This is a genomic window from Nonomuraea sp. NPDC005730 (genome assembly GCF_040630865.1).
Taxonomy (GTDB): domain Bacteria; phylum Actinomycetota; class Actinomycetes; order Streptosporangiales; family Streptosporangiaceae; genus Nonomuraea.
In genome coordinates this window covers 324,895-344,361 of record NZ_JBEXYK010000005.1, presented here as the reverse complement: position 1 = coordinate 344,361, position 19,467 = coordinate 324,895, and the positions used below count along the sequence as shown (strand labels likewise).

General features: G+C 65.8%; 34 protein-coding genes. All 34 read left to right on the top strand.

The features are described from left to right. The first annotated feature begins 83 nt into the window (after positions 1 to 83). A complete protein-coding gene (tuf, locus tag ABZ444_RS11085) occupies positions 84 to 1,277 on the top strand; it encodes an elongation factor Tu (RefSeq protein WP_125644684.1) in 1,194 nt (397 codons plus the stop codon). 254 nt (positions 1,278 to 1,531) lie between these two features. After that, on the top strand, positions 1,532 to 1,840 hold the full coding sequence (rpsJ, locus tag ABZ444_RS11080; RefSeq protein WP_012887830.1) for a 30S ribosomal protein S10: 309 nt from the start codon (positions 1,532 to 1,534) through the stop codon (positions 1,838 to 1,840). A 14-nt stretch (positions 1,841 to 1,854) separates the two neighbouring features. Then, positions 1,855 to 2,508 carry a 50S ribosomal protein L3 gene (gene rplC, locus ABZ444_RS11075; protein ID WP_138694761.1) on the top strand — a complete coding sequence of 218 codons (654 nt, stop codon included), beginning with the start codon at positions 1,855 to 1,857 and terminating at the stop codon, positions 2,506 to 2,508. After that, complete coding sequence (rplD, locus tag ABZ444_RS11070) at positions 2,505 to 3,155, top strand: 50S ribosomal protein L4 (RefSeq protein WP_357994783.1); 651 nt, start codon at positions 2,505 to 2,507, stop codon at positions 3,153 to 3,155. Before rplC ends, rplD begins: the two co-directional genes overlap by 4 nt. Continuing rightward, positions 3,155 to 3,457, top strand: a complete 303-nt coding sequence (gene rplW / locus ABZ444_RS11065) for a 50S ribosomal protein L23 (protein ID WP_352327250.1) — start codon at positions 3,155 to 3,157, stop codon at positions 3,455 to 3,457. The genes rplD and rplW overlap by 1 nt, the downstream gene beginning before the upstream one ends. A 106-nt stretch (positions 3,458 to 3,563) precedes the next feature. Further along, positions 3,564 to 4,400: a 50S ribosomal protein L2 gene (rplB, locus tag ABZ444_RS11060; protein WP_125644676.1), complete on the top strand. Its 837-nt coding sequence runs from the start codon at positions 3,564 to 3,566 to the stop codon at positions 4,398 to 4,400. Positions 4,401 to 4,411: 11 nt separating this feature from the next. Beyond that, positions 4,412 to 4,690: a 30S ribosomal protein S19 gene (gene rpsS, locus ABZ444_RS11055; RefSeq protein WP_030451498.1), complete on the top strand. Its 279-nt coding sequence runs from the start codon at positions 4,412 to 4,414 to the stop codon at positions 4,688 to 4,690. A gap of 31 nt (positions 4,691 to 4,721) precedes the next feature. Then, the gene (gene rplV / locus ABZ444_RS11050; RefSeq protein WP_080043235.1) at positions 4,722 to 5,075 is read left to right on the top strand and encodes a 50S ribosomal protein L22; all 354 of its coding nucleotides are present in this window, start codon (positions 4,722 to 4,724) and stop codon (positions 5,073 to 5,075) included. Next, the gene (gene rpsC / locus ABZ444_RS11045) at positions 5,075 to 5,920 is read left to right on the top strand and encodes a 30S ribosomal protein S3 (RefSeq protein WP_352362898.1); all 846 of its coding nucleotides are present in this window, start codon (positions 5,075 to 5,077) and stop codon (positions 5,918 to 5,920) included. The genes rplV and rpsC overlap by 1 nt, the downstream gene beginning before the upstream one ends. A 2-nt stretch (positions 5,921 to 5,922) precedes the next feature. Beyond that, the gene (gene rplP, locus ABZ444_RS11040; protein ID WP_125644673.1) at positions 5,923 to 6,342 is read left to right on the top strand and encodes a 50S ribosomal protein L16; all 420 of its coding nucleotides are present in this window, start codon (positions 5,923 to 5,925) and stop codon (positions 6,340 to 6,342) included. Continuing rightward, positions 6,342 to 6,578: a 50S ribosomal protein L29 gene (gene rpmC, locus ABZ444_RS11035; RefSeq protein WP_080047279.1), complete on the top strand. Its 237-nt coding sequence runs from the start codon at positions 6,342 to 6,344 to the stop codon at positions 6,576 to 6,578. Before rplP ends, rpmC begins: the two co-directional genes overlap by 1 nt. Further along, entirely contained in the window at positions 6,571 to 6,864 is a 294-nt protein-coding gene (gene rpsQ, locus ABZ444_RS11030; RefSeq protein WP_357982781.1) for a 30S ribosomal protein S17, read from the top strand. Before rpmC ends, rpsQ begins: the two co-directional genes overlap by 8 nt. 192 nt (positions 6,865 to 7,056) lie before the next feature. Further along, a complete protein-coding gene (rplN, locus tag ABZ444_RS11025) occupies positions 7,057 to 7,428 on the top strand; it encodes a 50S ribosomal protein L14 (RefSeq protein ID WP_090769698.1) in 372 nt (123 codons plus the stop codon). An 8-nt stretch (positions 7,429 to 7,436) separates the two neighbouring features. Beyond that, positions 7,437 to 7,724, top strand: coding sequence for a 50S ribosomal protein L24 (rplX, locus tag ABZ444_RS11020; protein ID WP_352327499.1), 288 nt, complete (start codon positions 7,437 to 7,439; stop codon positions 7,722 to 7,724). Then, positions 7,724 to 8,299, top strand: coding sequence for a 50S ribosomal protein L5 (rplE, locus tag ABZ444_RS11015; protein WP_357705909.1), 576 nt, complete (start codon positions 7,724 to 7,726; stop codon positions 8,297 to 8,299). The genes rplX and rplE overlap by 1 nt, the downstream gene beginning before the upstream one ends. Before the next feature lie 4 nt (positions 8,300 to 8,303). Continuing rightward, positions 8,304 to 8,489 carry a type Z 30S ribosomal protein S14 gene (locus tag ABZ444_RS11010; protein WP_020542298.1) on the top strand — a complete coding sequence of 62 codons (186 nt, stop codon included), beginning with the start codon at positions 8,304 to 8,306 and terminating at the stop codon, positions 8,487 to 8,489. A gap of 145 nt (positions 8,490 to 8,634) precedes the next feature. Further along, positions 8,635 to 9,033, top strand: coding sequence for a 30S ribosomal protein S8 (rpsH, locus tag ABZ444_RS11005; RefSeq protein WP_125644666.1), 399 nt, complete (start codon positions 8,635 to 8,637; stop codon positions 9,031 to 9,033). 16 nt (positions 9,034 to 9,049) lie between these two features. After that, positions 9,050 to 9,592, top strand: a complete 543-nt coding sequence (gene rplF / locus ABZ444_RS11000; RefSeq protein ID WP_357994782.1) for a 50S ribosomal protein L6 — start codon at positions 9,050 to 9,052, stop codon at positions 9,590 to 9,592. A 2-nt stretch (positions 9,593 to 9,594) separates the two neighbouring features. Beyond that, positions 9,595 to 9,978: a 50S ribosomal protein L18 gene (gene rplR, locus ABZ444_RS10995; protein WP_357994781.1), complete on the top strand. Its 384-nt coding sequence runs from the start codon at positions 9,595 to 9,597 to the stop codon at positions 9,976 to 9,978. Positions 9,979 to 10,003: 25 nt separating this feature from the next. Continuing rightward, positions 10,004 to 10,633: a 30S ribosomal protein S5 gene (gene rpsE / locus ABZ444_RS10990; protein WP_357705907.1), complete on the top strand. Its 630-nt coding sequence runs from the start codon at positions 10,004 to 10,006 to the stop codon at positions 10,631 to 10,633. Positions 10,634 to 10,635: 2 nt separating this feature from the next. Continuing rightward, positions 10,636 to 10,818: a 50S ribosomal protein L30 gene (rpmD, locus tag ABZ444_RS10985; protein ID WP_080043226.1), complete on the top strand. Its 183-nt coding sequence runs from the start codon at positions 10,636 to 10,638 to the stop codon at positions 10,816 to 10,818. A 2-nt stretch (positions 10,819 to 10,820) separates the two neighbouring features. After that, positions 10,821 to 11,276, top strand: a complete 456-nt coding sequence (rplO, locus tag ABZ444_RS10980; protein WP_357994780.1) for a 50S ribosomal protein L15 — start codon at positions 10,821 to 10,823, stop codon at positions 11,274 to 11,276. 171 nt (positions 11,277 to 11,447) lie between these two features. Then, a complete protein-coding gene (gene secY, locus ABZ444_RS10975) occupies positions 11,448 to 12,752 on the top strand; it encodes a preprotein translocase subunit SecY (protein WP_357994779.1) in 1,305 nt (434 codons plus the stop codon). After that, entirely contained in the window at positions 12,752 to 13,402 is a 651-nt protein-coding gene (locus ABZ444_RS10970) for an adenylate kinase (RefSeq protein ID WP_357705904.1), read from the top strand. The genes secY and ABZ444_RS10970 overlap by 1 nt, the downstream gene beginning before the upstream one ends. A gap of 126 nt (positions 13,403 to 13,528) precedes the next feature. Then, positions 13,529 to 14,338, top strand: a complete 810-nt coding sequence (gene map / locus ABZ444_RS10965; RefSeq protein ID WP_357994778.1) for a type I methionyl aminopeptidase — start codon at positions 13,529 to 13,531, stop codon at positions 14,336 to 14,338. Positions 14,339 to 14,355: 17 nt separating this feature from the next. Beyond that, positions 14,356 to 14,781: a DUF1707 domain-containing protein gene (locus ABZ444_RS10960; protein ID WP_357982764.1), complete on the top strand. Its 426-nt coding sequence runs from the start codon at positions 14,356 to 14,358 to the stop codon at positions 14,779 to 14,781. A gap of 107 nt (positions 14,782 to 14,888) precedes the next feature. Next, positions 14,889 to 15,266: a hypothetical protein gene (locus tag ABZ444_RS10955; protein WP_357994777.1), complete on the top strand. Its 378-nt coding sequence runs from the start codon at positions 14,889 to 14,891 to the stop codon at positions 15,264 to 15,266. Positions 15,267 to 15,542: 276 nt separating this feature from the next. Then, positions 15,543 to 15,764, top strand: coding sequence for a translation initiation factor IF-1 (infA, locus tag ABZ444_RS10950; protein WP_012887858.1), 222 nt, complete (start codon positions 15,543 to 15,545; stop codon positions 15,762 to 15,764). A 24-nt stretch (positions 15,765 to 15,788) separates the two neighbouring features. Beyond that, positions 15,789 to 15,902: a 50S ribosomal protein L36 gene (gene rpmJ, locus ABZ444_RS10945; protein ID WP_003956441.1), complete on the top strand. Its 114-nt coding sequence runs from the start codon at positions 15,789 to 15,791 to the stop codon at positions 15,900 to 15,902. Between the two features lie 213 nt (positions 15,903 to 16,115). Then, positions 16,116 to 16,496 carry a 30S ribosomal protein S13 gene (gene rpsM / locus ABZ444_RS10940; protein ID WP_125644650.1) on the top strand — a complete coding sequence of 127 codons (381 nt, stop codon included), beginning with the start codon at positions 16,116 to 16,118 and terminating at the stop codon, positions 16,494 to 16,496. Positions 16,497 to 16,538: 42 nt separating this feature from the next. After that, positions 16,539 to 16,943, top strand: a complete 405-nt coding sequence (gene rpsK, locus ABZ444_RS10935) for a 30S ribosomal protein S11 (RefSeq protein ID WP_020542285.1) — start codon at positions 16,539 to 16,541, stop codon at positions 16,941 to 16,943. A gap of 23 nt (positions 16,944 to 16,966) precedes the next feature. Next, positions 16,967 to 17,593 (top strand): 30S ribosomal protein S4, encoded by a 627-nt coding sequence (gene rpsD, locus ABZ444_RS10930; protein WP_352327498.1) that lies wholly within the window; start codon positions 16,967 to 16,969, stop codon positions 17,591 to 17,593. 103 nt (positions 17,594 to 17,696) lie between these two features. Further along, complete coding sequence (locus ABZ444_RS10925) at positions 17,697 to 18,713, top strand: DNA-directed RNA polymerase subunit alpha (protein WP_043623495.1); 1,017 nt, start codon at positions 17,697 to 17,699, stop codon at positions 18,711 to 18,713. 159 nt (positions 18,714 to 18,872) lie between these two features. Beyond that, positions 18,873 to 19,418 carry a 50S ribosomal protein L17 gene (gene rplQ, locus ABZ444_RS10920; RefSeq protein ID WP_357982758.1) on the top strand — a complete coding sequence of 182 codons (546 nt, stop codon included), beginning with the start codon at positions 18,873 to 18,875 and terminating at the stop codon, positions 19,416 to 19,418. The last annotated feature ends 49 nt before the right edge of the window (positions 19,419 to 19,467 follow it).

Here is a 19,467-nt window from a genome sequence, read left to right as displayed (position 1 = left end):
GCCACCCCACCGCCTAGGGGTCTGGGATCTCCCGGGCCCGAGTGTGTAGACGAAAGTCAGTCAGATTCTCAAGGAGAGAACCAGTGGGCAAGGCCAAGTTCGAGCGGACCAAGCCGCACATGAACATCGGCACCATTGGACACATCGACCACGGCAAGACCACGCTGACCGCGGCGATCACCAAGGTGCTTCACGACCGTTACCCCGAGCTCAACAAGGCGACCCCGTTCGACAAGATCGACAAGGCGCCCGAGGAGAAGGCTCGCGGTATTACGATCTCCATCGCGCACGTCGAGTACCAGACCGAGAAGCGTCACTACGCTCACGTTGACTGCCCCGGTCACGCCGACTACGTGAAGAACATGATCACCGGTGCCGCTCAGATGGACGGCGCGATCCTCGTGGTCGCCGCCACCGACGGCCCGATGCCGCAGACGAAGGAGCACGTCCTCCTGGCCCGCCAGGTCGGCGTCCCCTACATCGTCGTGGCGCTGAACAAGTCCGACATGGTCGACGACGAGGAGATCCTCGAGCTCGTCGAGCTGGAGGTCCGTGAGCTCCTGTCCGCGCAGGAGTTCCCCGGCGACGACCTGCCCGTCGTCCGCGTCTCCGCCCTCAAGGCTCTCGAGGGTGACGAGAAGTGGGCCGACAGCATCATCGAGCTGATGAACGCGGTGGACGAGAACGTCCCCGAGCCTCCCCGTGACACGGAGAAGCCGTTCCTCATGCCCGTCGAGGACGTCTTCTCGATCACCGGTCGCGGCACCGTCGTCACCGGTCGTATCGAGCGCGGCATCGTCAAGGTCAACGAGCAGGTCGACATCATCGGCATCAAGCCGGAGAAGACGACCACCACCGTCACCAGCATCGAGATGTTCAACAAGATGCTCGACGAGGGTCACGCCGGCGACAACGCCGCCCTGCTGCTCCGCGGCATCAAGCGCGACGACGTCGAGCGCGGCCAGTGCATCATCAAGCCGGGCACGACGACCCCGCACACCGAGTTCACCGGCCAGGTCTACATCCTGTCCAAGGACGAGGGCGGCCGCCACACGCCGTTCTTCAACAACTACCGCCCGCAGTTCTACTTCCGTACGACTGACGTGACCGGTGTTGTGAACCTCCCTGAGGGCACCGAGATGGTCATGCCGGGCGACAACACCGAAATGCGCGTTGAGCTGATCCAGCCCATCGCCATGGAGGAAGGCCTCAAGTTCGCGATCCGTGAGGGTGGCCGCACCGTCGGCGCCGGCCGGGTCGTGAAGATCCTCAAGTAGCTCGACCGTCGGGGCGGCGGTCGGCCCCGCACCTCAGGGCCGACCGCCGCACCACGTCAAGGGCCTCGCGTAAAGCGCCGTGATCCAGCAGTCGCTTCGGCCATAGTGACCGAAGTAACTGCCGGATCACGGAAGAAAAGACAGATCAACAGTGTCTGTCTCGTGGGGTTACGCAGGGTCAGACCTGCACCAATACAGCGGCAAAAGGCCGCACGATACTTTTTCAGACGACAGCGAAGGACACCGAGGCCACTATGGCGGGACAGAAGATCCGCATCCGGCTTAAGGCCTATGACCACGAGGTCATCGACAGCTCGGCCAAGAAGATCGTCGAGACGGTGACGCGGACTGGCGCGAAGGTCGCGGGCCCGGTGCCGCTGCCGACCGAGAAGAACGTGTACTGCGTCATCCGCTCGCCGCACAAGTACAAGGACAGCCGCGAGCACTTCGAGATGCGCACGCACAAGCGGCTGATTGACATCATCGACCCGACCCCCAAGACGGTTGACTCGCTCATGCGGCTCGACCTCCCCGCGGGTGTCGACATTTCGATCAAGCTCTGAGGGAACGCACTGACATGGCTAAGACGATCAAGGGCGTCCTGGGCAAGAAGCTCGGCATGACCCAGGTCTTCGACGCGGACAACCGGATGGTTCCGGTGACCGTGGTCGAGGCCGGTCCGTGCGTGGTGACCCGGGTCCGCACCGCAGAGAAGGACGGCTACTCCGCCGTTCAGCTCGGCTTCGGGCAGGTCGACCCCCGGAAGGTCAACAAGCCGCTCGGCGACTACCTGCGTAAGCACGACATCACCCCGCGCCGTTACTTCGCGGAGATCCGCACCGACGACGCGAGCGACTACACCCTGGGCCAGGAGCTGCTGGCCGACACCTTCGAGGCCGGCCAGTTCGTCGACGTGACGGGCAAGAGCAAGGGCAAGGGCTTCGCCGGTGTCATGAAGCGGCACGGCTTCGGTGGTCTGGGCGCGTCGCACGGTACGCAGCGCAAGCACCGCTCGCCGGGTTCCATCGGTGGCTGCGCCACCCCGGGCCGCGTATTCAAGGGCCTGCGCATGGCCGGTCGGATGGGTAACGTCCGCACCACTGTGCAGAGCCTCAAGGTTCACTCCGTTGACGCCGAGAACGGTCTCATCCTGATCAAGGGTGCGATCCCCGGCGCGAACGGCAGCCTGGTCCTCGTCCGCACCGCTGCCAAGAAGGGGGCTGCCAAGTGAGCACCACTATTGACGTCCTCGACGCCAGCGGCGCCAAGGCCGGCACCGTCGAACTGCCCGAAGACGTCTTCGGCACGACGGTCAACGTTCCGCTGATCCACCAGGTGGTCGTGGCCCAGCTCGCCGCTCGCCGGCAGGGCACCCACAAGGCCAAGACCCGTGGCGAGGTCAGCGGTGGCGGCAAGAAGCCGTACCGCCAGAAGGGCACCGGCCGCGCCCGCCAGGGTTCGACCCGTGCGCCGCAGTTCGCCGGCGGTGGCGTCGTCCACGGGCCCGTGCCGCGTGACTACTCGCAGCGCACGCCCAAGAAGATGAAGGCCGCCGCGCTCCGCGGTGCCCTGTCCGACAGGGCCGGTGGCGGTCGCGTTCACGTGGTCAGCACGCTGGTCACGGGGGAGACCCCCAAGACCAAGGCTGCCCTGGACGCCCTGCGCAAGATCACTCAGGCTCCCCGCGTGCTCCTCGTCGTCGACGAGGCCGACGAGCTGACCTGGATGAGCCTGCGTAACGCTCCCGAGGTCCACCTGCTGGACGCCGGGCAGCTCAACACCTACGACGTGCTCGTGCACGACGACGTGGTCTTCACCCAGGAGGCGTACGACCAGGTCGTCGCGCGGCTGAGCCAGGGCGGGAAGGAAGACGCCTGATGGAGAAGATCGCCGACCCGCGCGACATCATCATCAAGCCGGTCGTCTCTGAGAAGAGCTACGGCCTGATCGATGAGAACAACAAGTACACGTTCCTGGTGAAGAAGACCGCGAACAAGACCCAGGTCAAGATCGCTGTTGAGCAGATCTTCGGGGTCAAGGTCACCAGCGTGAACACCATCAACCGGACGGGCAAGCGCAAGCGCACCCGCACCGGTTTCGGCAAGCGTCCCGACACCAAGCGCGCAATCGTGAGCCTGGTCGAGGGCGATCGGATCGACATCTTCGGTCAGATCGGCTAGCAGCGCCATAGATAGGAAGCGGACCGAAAGGTCTGCGAGGGACGAGACCGTCGCATTTCGGTGCGGCGGGCTCGCCCATGTAACCGACGAAGGATGAACGAAAAAGATGGGCATCCGTAAGTACAAGCCGACGACCCCGGGTCGCCGCGGGTCGAGTGTCTCGGACTTCTCCGAGATCACCCGCAGCACTCCCGAGAAGTCGCTGCTTGCGCCCCTTCACAGCAAGGGCGGCCGGAACGTACACGGCCGGGTGACCGCGCGCCACCAGGGCGGCGGACACAAGCGCGCCTACCGGATCATCGACTTCCGTAGGCATGACAAGGACGGCATCCCGGCGAAGGTCGCTCACATCGAGTACGACCCCAACCGCACCGCCAACATCGCTCTGCTCCACTACGCCGACGGTGAGAAGCGCTACATCATCGCGCCGACCGGCCTCAAGCAGGGCGACCGAATCGAGAACGGCCCCGCTGCCGACATCAAGCCGGGCAACTGCCTGCCGCTGCGCAACATCCCGACCGGTACCTTCATCCACGCGGTGGAGCTCCGTCCGGGCGGCGGCGCGAAGCTCGGTCGTTCCGCGGGCGCCCAGATCCAGCTGCTCGCCAAGGAAGGCCAGTACGCCACCCTGCGTATGCCGTCCGGTGAAATGCGCATGGTCGACGTGCGCTGCCGGGCGTCGGTCGGCCAGGTCGGCAACGCCGAGCAGGCCAACATCAACTGGGGCAAGGCCGGCCGTATGCGGTGGAAGGGCAAGCGCCCGACCGTCCGCGGTGTCGCCATGAACCCCGTTGACCACCCGCACGGTGGTGGTGAGGGCAAGACGTCCGGCGGTCGCCACCCGGTGAACCCGAAGGGCAAGCCCGAGGGCCGCACCCGCCAGGCCAACAAGTCCAGCGACCGGCTGATCATCCGTCGTCGGAGCAAGAGGAAGAAGCGGTAGGAGCAGCCGAAATGCCACGTAGCCTTAAGAAGGGTCCCTTCGTGGACGACCACCTTCAGAAGAAGGTGGACGCCCAGAACGAGAAGGGCACCAAGAACGTCATCAAGACGTGGTCGCGGCGCTCCATGATCGTTCCCGACATGCTCGGGCACACGATCGCCGTGCACGACGGCCGCAAGCACGTCCCGGTGTTCGTCACCGAGTCGATGATCGGTCACAAGCTCGGAGAGTTCGCCCCCACGCGGACGTTCCGCAGCCACGTCAAGGAAGACCGGCGCAGCCGGCGATAGACGCCTTCAGAAGCATTTAGAGGAGTAAGCGATGGAAGCCAGGGCTCAGGCGCGGTTCGTCCGTGTCACGCCCCTCAAGGCCCGCCGCGTGGTGGACCTTATTCGCGGGCTGCCCGCTTCGGAGGCGCAGGCCGTGCTGCAGTTCGCTCCCCAGTCGGCGAGCGAGCCGATCTACAAGGTGCTCAGCAGCGCCATGGCGAACGCCGAGCACAACTTCAACCTCGACCCCAGCACGCTCGTCGTGAGCCGCGCCTGGGTCGACGAGGGCCCGACGCTGAAGCGGTTCCGCCCGCGTGCACAGGGTCGCGCCTATCGGATCAACAAGCGGACGAGCCACATCACCGTGATCGTGGAATCCCGCGAGCCGAAGGGAAGGACCCGATAGTGGGCCAGAAGGTTAACCCGCACGGGTTCCGCCTCGGCATCACGACCGACTTCAAGAGCCGGTGGTACGCCGACAAGCTGTACAAGTCGTACGTCGCCGAGGACGTGGCGATCCGCCGCATGCTGCAGAAGGGCATGGAGCGGGCCGGCATCTCCAAGGTCGAGATCGAGCGCACCACGGACCGTGTGCAGGTGGACATCCACACCGCGCGTCCGGGCATCGTGATCGGCCGCCGCGGCGCCGAGGCGGACCGTATCCGCGGCGACCTCGAGAAGCTGACCAAGAAGCAGGTCCAGCTCAACATCCTCGAGGTCAAGAACCCGGAGATCGACGCTCAGCTCGTCGCTCAGGGCGTCGCCGAGCAGCTGTCCAGCCGTGTCTCGTTCCGCCGCGCCATGCGCAAGGCGATGCAGTCGGCCATGAAGTCCGGCGCCAAGGGCATCCGTGTCCAGTGCGCCGGTCGTCTGGGCGGCGCCGAGATGTCGCGGTCGGAGTTCTACCGTGAGGGTCGCGTGCCGCTGCACACCCTCCGCGCGGACATCGACTACGGCTTCTACGAGGCCCGTACCACCTTCGGCCGCATCGGCGTGAAGGTCTGGATCTACAAGGGCGAGGCTCCGACCAGCCGCGCCGAGCGTGAGGCGGCTGCCGCCGGCGCTCGCGCCGGCCAGCGTCGCGAGCGTGACGACCGTCGCGGTGGCGGCGGCGACCGTCCGCGTCGTGGCGGCGGTGACCGTCCGCGTCGTGGTGGCGGCCGTGGCGACCGCGCCCCCCGTACCGAGGCAGCTTCGCAGGCTGCCCCTGAGACCGGCCCGGCTGCGCAGCCGGGTGCTGAAGGGAGCTGACCATGCTGATCCCGCGCAGGGTCAAGCACCGCAAGCAGCACCGGCCTGACCGCAGCGGAGCCGCCAAGGGCGGCACCAGGGTCGTGTTCGGCGAGTTCGGCATTCAGGCTGTTGAGCACTCCTACGTGACCAACCGCCAGATCGAGTCCGCTCGTATCGCCATGACCCGTCACATCCGCCGTGGCGGCAAGGTGTGGATCAACATCTACCCCGACCGTCCCCTCACCAAGAAGCCGGCCGAGACCCGCATGGGTTCCGGTAAGGGTTCGCCGGAGTGGTGGATCGCCAACGTCAAGCCCGGACGCGTGATGTTCGAGCTGTCCGGCGTGGCGGAGTCGGTCGCGCGTGAGGCGCTCACCAGGGCGATCCACAAGCTGCCGATGAAGTGCAAGATCGTTAAGCGTGAAGTGGGTGAGGCGTGATGGCTAAGGGCCTGACCGCCGGCGAGCTGCGAGTGGAGGACCAGGACACCCTGGTCCAGAAGCTCAAGGAAGCCAAGGAGGAGCTGTTCAACCTCCGCTTCCAGGCAGCGACCGGTCAGTTGGAGAGCCACGGGCGGCTGCGCGCCGTCCGCCGCGAGATCGCCCGTATCTACACCGTGATGCGCGAGCGTGAGCTCGGCATCGTCACGGTCGAGAAGGAGACGAGCGATGGCTGAGACCGAGACCACCGGAACCACCGAGGCGAACGACGCGCGGAACTTCCGCAAGGTCCGTGAGGGCCTGGTCGTCAGCGACAAGATGGACAAGACCGTCGTCGTCGCCGTCGAGGACCGCGTCAAGCACCGTCTGTACGGCAAGGTCATCCGCCGTACGACCAAGTACAAGGCGCACGACGAGGCCAACGCCTGTGGCGTCGGCGACCGCGTGCTGCTCATGGAGACCCGCCCCCTCTCCGCCACCAAGCGGTGGAGGGTCGTGGAGATCCTCGAGAAGGCCAAGTAAGGCCCTTCTCGGATATACCGCGCCTCGTGGGGGCCTCAGGGCCCCCATGACGGCGTCCAAGGACGCGAGGTCCTCCCGGGCCTCGCGTCGCCTGCGGTGCGGCCCCTTCGTGGACTGTGGCCGTGGGAACAAGACAACGACAGGTTCCGCCAGGCTCAGAAATGAGAACCGGCGCGACTAACAGGAGTTCAAGTGATCCAGCAGGAGTCGCGGCTCAAGGTCGCCGACAACACTGGTGCGAAGGAAATCCTTTGCATCCGTGTTCTCGGTGGCTCGGGCCGACGCTACGCCGGTATCGGCGACATCATCGTCGCCACTGTCAAGGACGCGCTGCCGGGCAGCACGGGCGTCAAGAAGGGCGACGTGGTCAAGGCCGTCGTCGTCCGCACGGTCAAGGAGCGCCGCCGGCCCGACGGCTCCTACATCCGCTTCGACGAGAACGCCGCCGTCATCATCAAGGACAGCGGTGACCCTCGTGGCACTCGTATCTTCGGCCCGGTCGGCCGCGAGCTGCGCGACAAGAAGTTCATGCGCATCATCTCGCTCGCACCGGAGGTGCTGTAATGCCGAAGTTGCATGTGAAGAAGGGTGACCTGGTTCAGGTCATCGCCGGCAAGGACAAGGGTGCCAAGGGTCACGTCATCGCCACGTACCCGCGCGAGGACCGCGTGGTGATCGAGGGCGTCAACATGATCAAGAAGCACACCAAGGAGTCTCTCCAGGGTCCGCGTGGCGCCAAGACCGGCGGCGTGCAGACGATGGAGGGCCCCATCCACGTGTCCAACGTGAAGAAGCTCAAGGACGAGAAGCCCGCCGACAAGAAGGCCGACAAGGCCGAGGAGACGGGTGAGGACAGCTGATGACCGCCACGACCACTGAGACCGAGCGCCCGACGCCGCGACTCAAGACGAAGTACCGCGAGGAGATCGCGGCCCAGCTTCGCGAGCAGTTCGGCATCGAGAACGTCATGCAGATCCCGGCCCTGACCAAGATCAAGGTCAACATGGGTGTCGGTGAGGCGGCTCGCGACTCCAAGCTCATCGAAGGCGCCGTACGCGACCTCACCGTGATCACCGGCCAGAAGCCGGCCGTCGTCCGGGCCCGCAAGTCCATCGCGCAGTTCAAGCTGCGTGAGGGCATGCCGATCGGCGCGCACGTCACGCTGCGCGGCGACCGTATGTGGGAGTTCCTCGACCGCCTGCTGGCGCTGGCGCTGCCCCGTATCCGGGACTTCCGCGGCCTGTCGCCGAAGCAGTTCGACGGCAACGGCAACTACACGTTCGGTCTGACCGAGCAGGTCATGTTCCACGAGGTCGACCAGGACAAGGTCGACCGCCCGCGGGGCATGGACATCACGGTCGTGACCACCGCGACGAACGACGACCAGGGCCGGGCGCTGCTGAAGCTCCTCGGCTTCCCGTTCAAGGAGGCCTGATCCAATGGCGAAGAAGTCGCTGATCGCCAAGGCGGGGCGCAAGCAGAAGTTCGAGGTCCGGGCCTACACCCGGTGCTCGCGTTGCGGTCGTCCGCGCGCGGTGTACCGCAAGTTCGGTCTGTGCCGCGTGTGCTTCCGCGAGATGGCGCACCGGGGCGAGCTGCCCGGCATCACCAAGTCGAGCTGGTAGATACTCTGGGGGGCGGCTCCGTGTCGTCCCCCGGGGTCCATGTTCAGAAGAAGACAGGACGCTTCGCGTCCATGACCGCGCCGAAGGTCCACCGGCAGAGCGCTGCTTGGCCGACTGGAAACCGCGGCGAGGAAGGCCACTGGCCATGACGATGACCGACCCGATCGCAGACATGCTGACGCGTCTGCGTAACGCGAACTCGGCGTACCACGAGAGCGTGTCGATGCCGTATTCAAAGATCAAGGCGCACATCGCCGAGATCCTCCAGCAGGAGGGATACATCCAGTCCTGGGCCGTCGAAGACGCCAAGGTTGGAAAGAACCTCGTGGTGGAGCTCAAGTTCGGGCCTACCCGTGAGCGTTCGCTCGCGGGCCTGCGCCGGGTTTCCAAGCCCGGTCTGCGGGTTTATGCAAAGAAGGACAACCTGCCTCGAGTTCTGGGCGGACTGGGCGTCGCGATCATCTCGACGTCCGCCGGTCTCATGACCGACAAGCAGGCCGGCAAGCGTGGCGTGGGCGGCGAAGTCCTCGCCTACGTCTGGTAGAGGGGAGGAACACAGCATGTCGAGAATCGGACGGCTGCCCATCCCTGTGCCCAGTGGCGTAGACATCACGATCACCGGCCAGGATGTCCAGGTCAAGGGCCCGAAGGGCACGCTTTCTCACACGGTCGCGGACCCGATTACGGTCGGTCGTGACGACGACGGCGCCATCGCCGTCTCCCGGCCCAACGACGAGAACAAGGTCCGTGCGCTGCACGGCCTGTCCCGGACGCTGATCGCCAACATGGTGCAGGGCGTCACCCAGGGCTACACCAAGGCCCTGGAGATCGTCGGCGTCGGTTACCGCGTCCAGGCCAAGGGCCCGACGCAGCTGGAGTTCTCGCTGGGCTTCAGTCACCCGGTCATCGTCGACGCCCCCGAGGGCGTCTCCTTCCGCGTCGAGAAGCCGACCCTGTTCCATGTGGACGGCATCGACAAGCAGAAGGTCGGCGAGGTCGCGGCCAACATCCGCAAGTTGCGCAAGCCTGACCCGTACAAGGGCAAGGGCGTGCGTTACCAGGGCGAACAGATCCGCCGCAAGGTCGGAAAGGCTGGTAAGTAGGCATGGCTCCGAAGACTGCGTTCAGCAAGCACACGGCTGCCCGCACCGTCTCGCGGGCTCGCCGTCACCGCCGCGTCCGCAAGTTCGTCGTCGGTACGGCCGAGCGTCCGCGCCTGGTCGTCAACCGTTCGACCCGTCACATGTTCGTCCAGATCGTGGACGACTCCGTCGGTCACACGCTGGTCAGCGCCTCCACCATGGACGCCTCGCTGCGCACGATCGAGGCCGACAAGACGGAGAAGGCCAAGAAGGTCGGCGAGCTCCTCGCTCAGCGGGCCAAGGAAGCCGGGATCACCAAGGTCGTCTTCGACCGCGGTGGCAACCGCTACGCCGGTCGCATCGCGGCTCTGGCGGACAGCGCCCGCGAAGGCGGGCTGGAATTCTGATGGCAACTGAGAAGAGGAACCACTGATGGCTGCAGCTCCGCGTCGCGGTGGCGGCACCGGTGGCGAGCGGCGGGACCGTCGTGACGATCGCCGCGGTGGCGCCGCCGACAAGGGCGTCTCGTACATCGAGCGCGTAGTGAAGATCAACCGAGTGGCCAAGGTCGTGAAGGGTGGTCGTCGCTTCAGCTTCACCGCCCTCGTCATCGTCGGTGACGGCAACGGCCTGGTCGGCGTCGGTTACGGCAAGGCCAAGGAAGTCCCCGCGGCCATCGCCAAGGGCGTCGAAGAGGCCAAGAAGCACTTCTTCAAGGTGCCCCGCATCCAGGGCACCATCCCGCACACCGTGCAGGGCGAGGAGGCGGCCGGTGTCGTCTTCCTGCGTCCGGCGTCGGCCGGTACCGGCGTCATCGCCGGTGGCCCGGTGCGCGCGGTCCTGGAGTGCGCCGGCATCCATGACGTGCTGTCCAAGTCGCTCGGCTCGGACAACCCGATCAACATCGTGCACGCCACCGTGGCGGCTCTGAAGGGCCTTTCCCGCCCCGAGGAGATCGCCGCCCGCCGTGGCCTGCCGATCGAGGACGTGGCTCCGGCCCGGATGCTCAAGGCTCAGCGCGAGGGCATCGCCGAGGCCGCGGCCGCGAAGGCGGTGAGCTAGTCATGGCACGCCTGAAGATCACTCAGGTTCGCTCGAAGATCGGTGGCAAGCAGAACCAGCGTGACTCGCTGCGTTCGCTTGGCCTGAAGCGAATCGGCGATGTCGTCGTCAAGGAGGACCGTCCCGAGATTCGCGGGATGGTGTCCGTGGTGACGCACCTCGTCGAGGTGGAAGAGGTCGACTAGTCATGACTGACAAGGCTCCGCTCAAGATTCACGACCTGCGTCCTGCTCCGGGTGCCAACAAGGCCAAGATCCGCAAGGGTCGCGGCGAGGCGTCCAAGGGTAAGACTGCCGGTCGCGGCACCAAGGGCAGCCACGCCCGTACCACGGTTCCCCTCGGCTTCGAGGGTGGCCAGGTGCCGCTGCAGAGGCGTCTGCCGAAGCTCAAGGGCTTCTCCAACGCGCTGTTCAAGACGACCTACCAGGTCGTCAACCTGGACAGGCTCGGCGAGCTGTTCCCCGAGGGTGGCGACGTCACCGTCGAGGCCCTGGTGGCCAAGGGCGCCGTTCGCAAGAACCAGCTCGTGAAGGTGCTCGGCACCGGCGAGATCTCCGTCGCTGTGAACGTTACGGCTCACGCCTTCTCGTCCGCCGCGAAGGAGAAGATCGCCGCCGCCGGTGGTTCCGTTACCGAGCTGTAGCTCCGCTATGACGAGGCGTGGGGGTTCCGACAATGGGCCCCCACGCCCTTAGTGCGTTAGAGTTCGGCGAGACGGCAGGATTCTGTCCGGCTCGTTTGACTTGAGACTTGACATGGCAGATCCCCGCACCACCGCATACTCACATCGCCATAAAGGCGCGCAGGAGGGACCGTGCTGACCGCGTTTACCCGGGCGTTCCGGACACCGGACCTGCGCAAGAAGTTGCTCTTCACCCTGGGCATCATCGCGCTGTTCCGTCTCGGCTCGGTTCTTCCGACTCCGGGAGTTCACGTCCAGAACCTCGCGGCCTGTTTCGATCAGGCCCGTAACGGAGCCACCGGCAACATCTATGGGATGGTGCAGCTGTTCAGTGGTGGTGCGCTCCTGAAGCTGTCGGTGTTCGCGCTGGGCATTATGCCGTATATCACCGCGAGCATCATTCTCCAGCTGCTCGTCGTGGTGATTCCACGTCTTGAGGCTCTCAAGAAGGAAGGCCAGGCGGGTCAGGCCAAGATCACGCAGTATACGCGTTATCTGACCATCGGCCTCGGCGTCCTCCAGTCGACCGCCTTCATCGCGCTCGCGCGGTCCGGCCAGCTGTTCCCCAACTGCCAGCAGTCCGTCCTGCGTGACCCCGACGACGTCTTCGGCATCGTCACGATGGTCATCATCATGACGGCCGGCACGTCGGTGATCATGTGGCTCGGTGAGCTCATCACCGACCGCGGCGTCGGCAACGGCATGTCCATCCTGATCTTCACGCAGGTCGTCGCGGTCTTCCCGTCCGAGCTGTCCAACATCTTCCGGGCGAACAAGTTCACCTTCGCGGTGGTCCTGGTCGTCGGTGTCTTCATGATCGCGGCCGTGGTCTTCGTCGAGCAGGCGCAGCGCCGCATCCCGGTCCAGTACGCCAAGCGCATGGTGGGCCGCAGGATGTACGGCGGCACCTCGACGTACATCCCGCTCAAGGTCAACCAGGCCGGCATCATCCCGGTCATCTTCGCCTCGTCGCTGCTCTACCTGCCGCAGCTGCTGACCTCGCTCTTCCCGACGTCGAACAACGCGGTCGTCCAGTGGATCTCCCAGTACCTGGTCAGGGGCGACCACCCGGTCTACATGATCACGTTCTTCGTGCTGATCGTCTTCTTCACGTACTTCTACGTGTCGATTACGTTCAACCCCGCTGAAGTCGCCGACAACATGAAGAAGTACGGTGGGTTCATTCCGGGCATCCGTCCCGGCCGTCCGACGGCTGAATACCTGAACTTCGTGCTCACCCGTCTGACCGCGCCCGGCGCGCTCTATCTGGGTCTGATCTCCATGATCCCGATCGTCGCGCTGGCGGTGGCCGGGGCTAGCCAGAACTTCCCGTTCGGAGGGACGAGCATTCTGATCATGGTTGGTGTCGGCCTGGACACGGTGAAGCAGATCGAGAGCCAGCTCCAGCAGCGCAACTACGAAGGTTTCCTGCGGTAGTGCGTCTCGTTCTCGTCGGGCCCCCCGGAGCGGGTAAGGGGACACAGGCCCAGTACATCGCATCGAACCTGTCCATCCCGAAGATCTCGACAGGTGACATCTTCCGTGCCAACGTCTCGGGCGGCACGGACCTCGGCAAGCTGGCCAAAACCTACATGGACCGTGGCGATCTCGTGCCCGACGAGGTCACCATCGCCATGGTCCGCGACCGACTGTCCGAGGACGACGCGCAGGACGGGTTCCTGCTCGACGGCTTCCCGAGGAACGTCGCGCAGGCGGAGATCCTGCGCGACATGCTCAAGGACTGGGGTCTGGAGCTCGACCTGGTGCTGGAGCTGGTCGTGGACGACGACGAGGTCGTCCGGCGGCTGGCGGGGCGGCGTACGTGCAGTCAGTGCGGCCGTATCTGGCACGTGGAGTTCGACGACAAGAAAGACGACAAGTGCGACGCCTGCGGCGGCGCGCTGTTCCAGCGGGACGACGACAAGGAAGAGACCGTCAGGCACCGCCTGGAGGTCTACCAGGAGCAGACCGCGCCGCTGGTCTCGTACTACGTCGACGAGGACATCCTCGTGGGCGTCGACGCGACCGGGCCGGTCGAAGAGGTGACGCAGCGGGCCATGGAGGCGATCCGCCCGTTCCTGGGATGACGCCGGACACGATCTCCTGCGAAGGTGGCACGGATATCCGTGCCACCTTGCTTTTTTGTGTGCGGCTATTGTGGGGGAATTAGGGCTCCCACGAGGCCCGTCAGAAACCCCGGGGGGTGCCGAACAATGTTCAAGAGAAACCGACACGGAATCCAGATCAAGTCGCCCGAGCAGCTGGAGAAGATGCGGGCCGCCGGCCTGGTGGTCGGGCGGACGCTCGATCTGCTGAAGCGGTCCGTCGAGCCCGGTATGACGCCGCTCGACCTCGACTCCATCGCCGAGAAGGCGATCAGGGACGAAGGCGCGGTCCCGTCGTTCAAGGGTTACCAGGGCTTCCCCGCGACGATCTGCGCATCCGTCAACGACGAGGTGGTGCACGGCATCCCCTCGGACGCCCGCAAGCTGCGCGAGGGCGACGTCATCTCCATCGACTGCGGCGCGATCCTGGAGGGCTGGCACGGCGACTCCGCCGTCACGGTGCCGGTCGGCGAGGTCGACCCCAAGCTGACCGAGCTGATGCGGGTCACCGAGGAGGCCATGTGGCACGGCATCGCCGCGCTGAAGGTCGGCCGCCACCTGTCCGACATCGGCTACGAAATCGAGCGCTACGTCAAGTCCCAGGGCCGCTTCGGCATCCCTCCGGAGTACGGCGGCCACGGCATCGGCACCGAGATGCACATGGACCCGTGGATCGCCAACCACGGCAAGCCGGGCCGCGGCCCGCTGCTGGAGGAGGGCATGTGCCTGGCCATCGAGCCCATGGTGAACCTCGGCACCGAGCGCACCCGCGTGCTGTCCGACGACTGGACGGTCGTGACGATCGACGGGAAGGCCTCGGCGCACTTCGAACACAGCGTCGCGGTGACACATAATGGTCCTTGGGTGCTTACCGCCCTGGACGGTGGCGAAGAGCGCCTGAGTCACCTTCAGCCCTGACCCCCGGGAGTGGTGGAATGGCGAACAGCCCCGAGATGCGTGCCTCGGACGTCGACCGCGACCGGGTCGCCGCCATCCTCCGGGAGCACACCGCGCAGGGCCGCATCACGATGGACGAGTTCAACGAGCGGCTCGAAGAGCTGTACAAGAGCAAGACCTACGGTGATCTGGCCAAGCTGACGGCCGACCTGCCCGACGTCGACCTGCGCCACCGGCCGGCGAAGCCCGAGGCGGTGCCCGCGACGCGCGGCAACCTGCATCCGGGCATGCGGGCGGCCTGGGGCGCCTGGGCCGCGGCCAGCGCCGTCAACTGGGTGATCTGGCTGATCGTGAGCGTCTCGTCCGGCCACATGATCTATCCGTGGCCGCTGTGGGTCATGGGGCCCTGGGGCGCGATCCTGCTGATGAGCACGATCTTCGGGAACGGGCCGAAGCGCAGCTAGCCGGAGCCGTATGTGCCGTAATGCACTGTGTGTATTCCTCCGCAGTACGTGACGGCGCTGGTTCCTAGCGTGAGCCGTGTCGGGAACACGACTCACGGAGGAATCAGATGCGCAAGGTCCTCGCAGCCGCCGCCCTCGCCGGCTCGATCGCCGTCACCGGGCTCGCCGTCGCCCCCGCCGCCCAGGCGGCCTCGTCCGGCGGGTGGGGCACGTTCTACTCGGCCAACCACAAGGCGTCCACGCACGGCAACACGTACCGGTCGCACGGCAAGGTCTACACCCACTGGTACGGCAAGGAGTCCACGCCGAAGTTCGGCTACGTGTGGTTCCGGTACTACGCGAACGGAAGCTGGCACCAGTTCTCCAGGAAGTGGGACGGGAGCCACGACGAGACCTGGTCCGGCCGGGGGATCAAGAAGATCTACACCTGGACGTGCTGGGGCGGCTCGTCCACGTACTGCGGTGACCGGCACCGCATCTACTAGGAGCACCTCGCGAAGGGCCCGCCGGTCCGCCCGGCGGGCCCTTCGGCGTGCGGTCGAAGGAGTGCGGGCCGTGGGGTAGACTCTTACATGGTTGTGTCAGGACACCTGGCACGCGTTTCGCGTTTTTGGCTCAGGTGTCGTACACTCCTTAGTCGGCTCACTATGACTTACACGCGTCGGCGGTCTTTGCCGATCGCCGCTCTCTTCGAAGCGTGAGGTCGCGGCTGCTTAGTGAACCGGAGCCTCAGACGACCGATCAGTGAAACGCGAGGGATTTTGGCCAAGAAAGACGGCGCCATCGAGATCGAGGGCACTGTGGTTGAGTCGCTCCCGAACGCCATGTTCCGGGTGCAGCTCGACAACGGCCATAAGGTCCTGGCCCACATCAGCGGACGGATGCGGATGCACTACATCCGGATTCTGCCGGACGACAGGGTAGTTGTTGAACTGAGCCCCTACGACCTGAGTCGCGGGCGGATCGTCTACCGATACAAGTAAGACGTCTGAGGAACACGAAGGACAATGAAGGTAAAGCCGAGCGTCAAGAAGATCTGCGACAAGTGCAAGGTGATTCGCCGGCACGGTCGCGTCATGGTGATCTGCGACAACCTGCGCCACAAGCAGCGTCAGGGTTAGTCGTACGCAAGGTTTCTCCGAGTCCGCCCCGAATTAGGGAGCGGGCTCGACGCATGAGGAGCCCGCGACAGTAATCGCGTCTCACACCTGGGCAGGCGGAGCATTCCGTACCACTCAGGAGACCCCCGGTCGGAGGCCGGGGCCCTCACCCCGGGCATGGGGAGGGGTAGTGCGGCGCAAGACCTCCGCCCAAAAGAAGGAGAATGCCCGACCATGGCTCGCCTGGTTGGCGTCGACCTCCCCCGCGAGAAGCGGCTGGAGATCGCTCTCACCTACATCTACGGAATCGGCCGCACCCGCGCCCAGGAGATCCTCCAGGCGACCGGTGTCAGCGGCGACCTCCGCGTGCACCAGCTCTCCGACACCGAGCTCGTCCCGATGCGTGACTACATCGAGGCGAACTTCAAGATCGAGGGTGACCTGCGCCGCGAGGTCCAGGCCGACATCCGTCGCAAGATCGAAATCGGTTGCTACCAGGGCATCCGGCACCGCAAGGGCCTTCCGGTCCACGGTCAGCGCACGCAGACCAACGCGCGTACCCGTAAGGGCAAGAAGAAGACCGTCGCCGGTAAGAAGAAGCCCGGTAAGAAGTAGTCCACAGCCGCGGACCGAAGATCTCAGGAGTAATGGCAAACAATGCCTCCTAAGAGCCGTCAGGGTGCCCCGAAGAAGGTGCGCCGCAAGGAAAAGAAGAACGTCGCTCACGGGCACGCCCACATCAAGAGCACGTTCAACAACACGATCGTCTCGATCACCGACCCCAACGGGAACGTGATCTCCTGGGCCAGCGCCGGCCACGTGGGTTTCAAGGGCTCCCGTAAGTCCACCCCGTTCGCCGCTCAGATGGCCGCCGAGAACGCCGCCCGCCGCGCCATGGAGCACGGCATGCGCAAGGTCGACGTGTTCGTCAAGGGTCCCGGCTCCGGCCGTGAGACCGCGATCCGCTCCCTTCAGGCCACCGGCCTCGAGGTGGGTTCGATCCAGGACGTCACGCCGGTCCCGCACAACGGCTGCCGTCCGCCGAAGCGCCGCCGCGTCTGAATTTCCCCAGGAGATATTGAGAAATGGCTCGTTACACGGGCGCGGACTGCAAGCTCTGCCGTCGCGAGAAGACCAAACTCTTCCTCAAGGGCAGCAAGTGCGAGTCCGCCAAGTGCCCCATCGAGATCCGTCCTTACCCGCCGGGTGAGCACGGCCGCGGACGTCCCAAGGAGTCCGAGTACCAGCTTCAGCTTCGCGAGAAGCAGAAGACCCGTCGTATCTACGGTGTCCTCGAGAAGCAGTTCCGCAACTACTACGAGGAGGCCGCGGGCAAGAGCGGCAAGTCGGGTGAGGTGCTGCTCCAGATCCTGGAGAGCCGTCTCGACAACGTCGTCTACCGCGCCGGCTTCGCCCAGTCGCGTGACGCCGCCCGCCAGCAGGTGCGCCACGGCCACATCCTGGTGAACGGCAAGAAGGTCGACATCCCGTCGTACCGCGTTCGCGAGCACGACATCATCGAGGTCCGCGAGACCAAGCGCAACCTGCTGCCCTACGAGGTCGCTCGGGCGACCGCGGGCGAGCGCACCGTTCCCGCGTGGCTCGGCGTCGTGCCGGAGAAGCTCCGCGTCCTGGTCCACCAGCTGCCGGTTCGCCAGCAGATCGACACCCAGGTCCAAGAGCAGCTCATCGTCGAGTACTACTCCAAGTAGTCAGTGACGTTCTAGTTCGGGTACGGATGTCCGTACCCGAACTAGACTGTTTATCGGAGTGGCGTCATATAGCGGGCGCCACACGACAAGGGGAGAACCCACCATGCTGATCGCTCAGCGCCCGACTCTTCTCGAAGAGTCGATCGACGAGACCCGGTCCCGGTTCGTCATCGAGCCGCTGGAGCCGGGCTTCGGCTACACCATCGGCAACTCGCTGCGCCGCACGCTGCTGTCGTCCATCCCGGGCGCGGCCGTGACGAGCATCCGCATCGAGGGCGTGCTGCACGAGTTCTCGACCGTTCCCGGGGTCAAGGAAGACGTCACCGACATCATCCTGAACCTCAAGGAGCTGGTCGTCTCCTCCGAGCACGACGAGCCGGTCGTGATGTACCTGCGCAAGCAGGGCCCGGGTGAGGTCACCGCCGCCGACATCGCGCCTCCGGCCGGTGTCGAGGTGCACAACCCCGAGCTGCGCATCGCCACGCTCAACGGCAAGGCGAAGCTGGAGATGGAGCTGACCGTCGAGCGCGGTCGCGGCTACGTCTCCGCCGCCCAGAACAAGCAGCCGGGCCAGGAGATCGGGCGCATCCCGATCGACTCGATCTACTCCCCGGTGCTCAAGGTCACCTACAAGGTCGAGGCGACCCGAGTCGAGCAGCGCACCGACTTCGACCGTCTCATCCTCGACGTCGAGACCAAGCCCGCCATGAAGCCCCGCGACGCGGTGGCCTCGGCCGGCAAGACCCTCGTCGAGCTCTTCGGCCTGGCCCGTGAGCTCAACGTCGAGGCCGAGGGCATCGACATCGGCCCGTCGCCGACCGACGCCGCCCTGGCCGCCGACCTGGCGCTGCCGATCGAGGAGCTGAACCTGACCGTTCGCTCCTACAACTGCCTCAAGCGCGAGGGCATCCACACCGTGGGTGAGCTCGTCGCCCGCAGCGAGCAGGACCTTCTCGACATAAGGAACTTCGGGGCCAAGTCGATCGAAGAGGTCAAGCAGAAGCTGCACGAGATGTCGCTGGCGCTCAAGGACTCCCCGCCCGGGTTCGACCCGAGCGCGGTGGCCGGCGGCGGCTACGACGACGACGACAGCGCGTACGTCGAGACCGAGCAGTACTGAGCCTCGTGCGGAGACCCGTCTCCGCACGTGCCCCGCACGCGCCGAGTGGCCCAGCCGCTCGGCGCGTGACGAACGTAACGGCCCAGTCGTGGTGACTGCGGCCGGCCCGACTCCGGTACCTGGTACGGCCGGGGCGGGTTGACCCAAGAGGAGAAAGCAATGCCCAAGCCCACCAAGGGTGCACGTCTTGGCGGCAGCCCGGCGCACGAGCGGCTGATCCTGGCGAACCTCGCCACGGACCTGTTCCGCCACGGCAAGATCCGTACGACGGTTACCAAGGCCAAGCGCCTTCGTCCGCTGGCGGAGCGCCTGATCACCAAGGCGAAGAAGGGCGACATCCACAACCGTCGCCAGGTCCTGACCGTGGTCAAGGACAAGGGCGTGGTTCACCACCTGTTCACCGAGATCGCGGTGACGTTCGCCGAGCGTCCGGGCGGTTACACCCGGATCACCAAGATCGGCGCGCGTAAGGGCGACAACGCTCCGATGGCCCTCATCGAGCTGGTGTCCGAGCCGCTGAACGGTGTCACCACCCGCCGTACCGAGGCTCCGGCCGCCGCTGCCGCTCCGGCTCCGGCCGCCGAGGAGACCGAGGCCGCCGAGACCGAGGCGCCCGAGGCCCCCGAGGCCGCCGCCGAGGAGACCCCGGCTGCCGCCGAGGAGGCTCCGGCCGCCGAGGCCGAGGCGAAGAAGGACGAGGCCTGATCTCTCAGGCTGGTTGAATCGGGCCCGGATCCCCTTCGCGGGGGTCCGG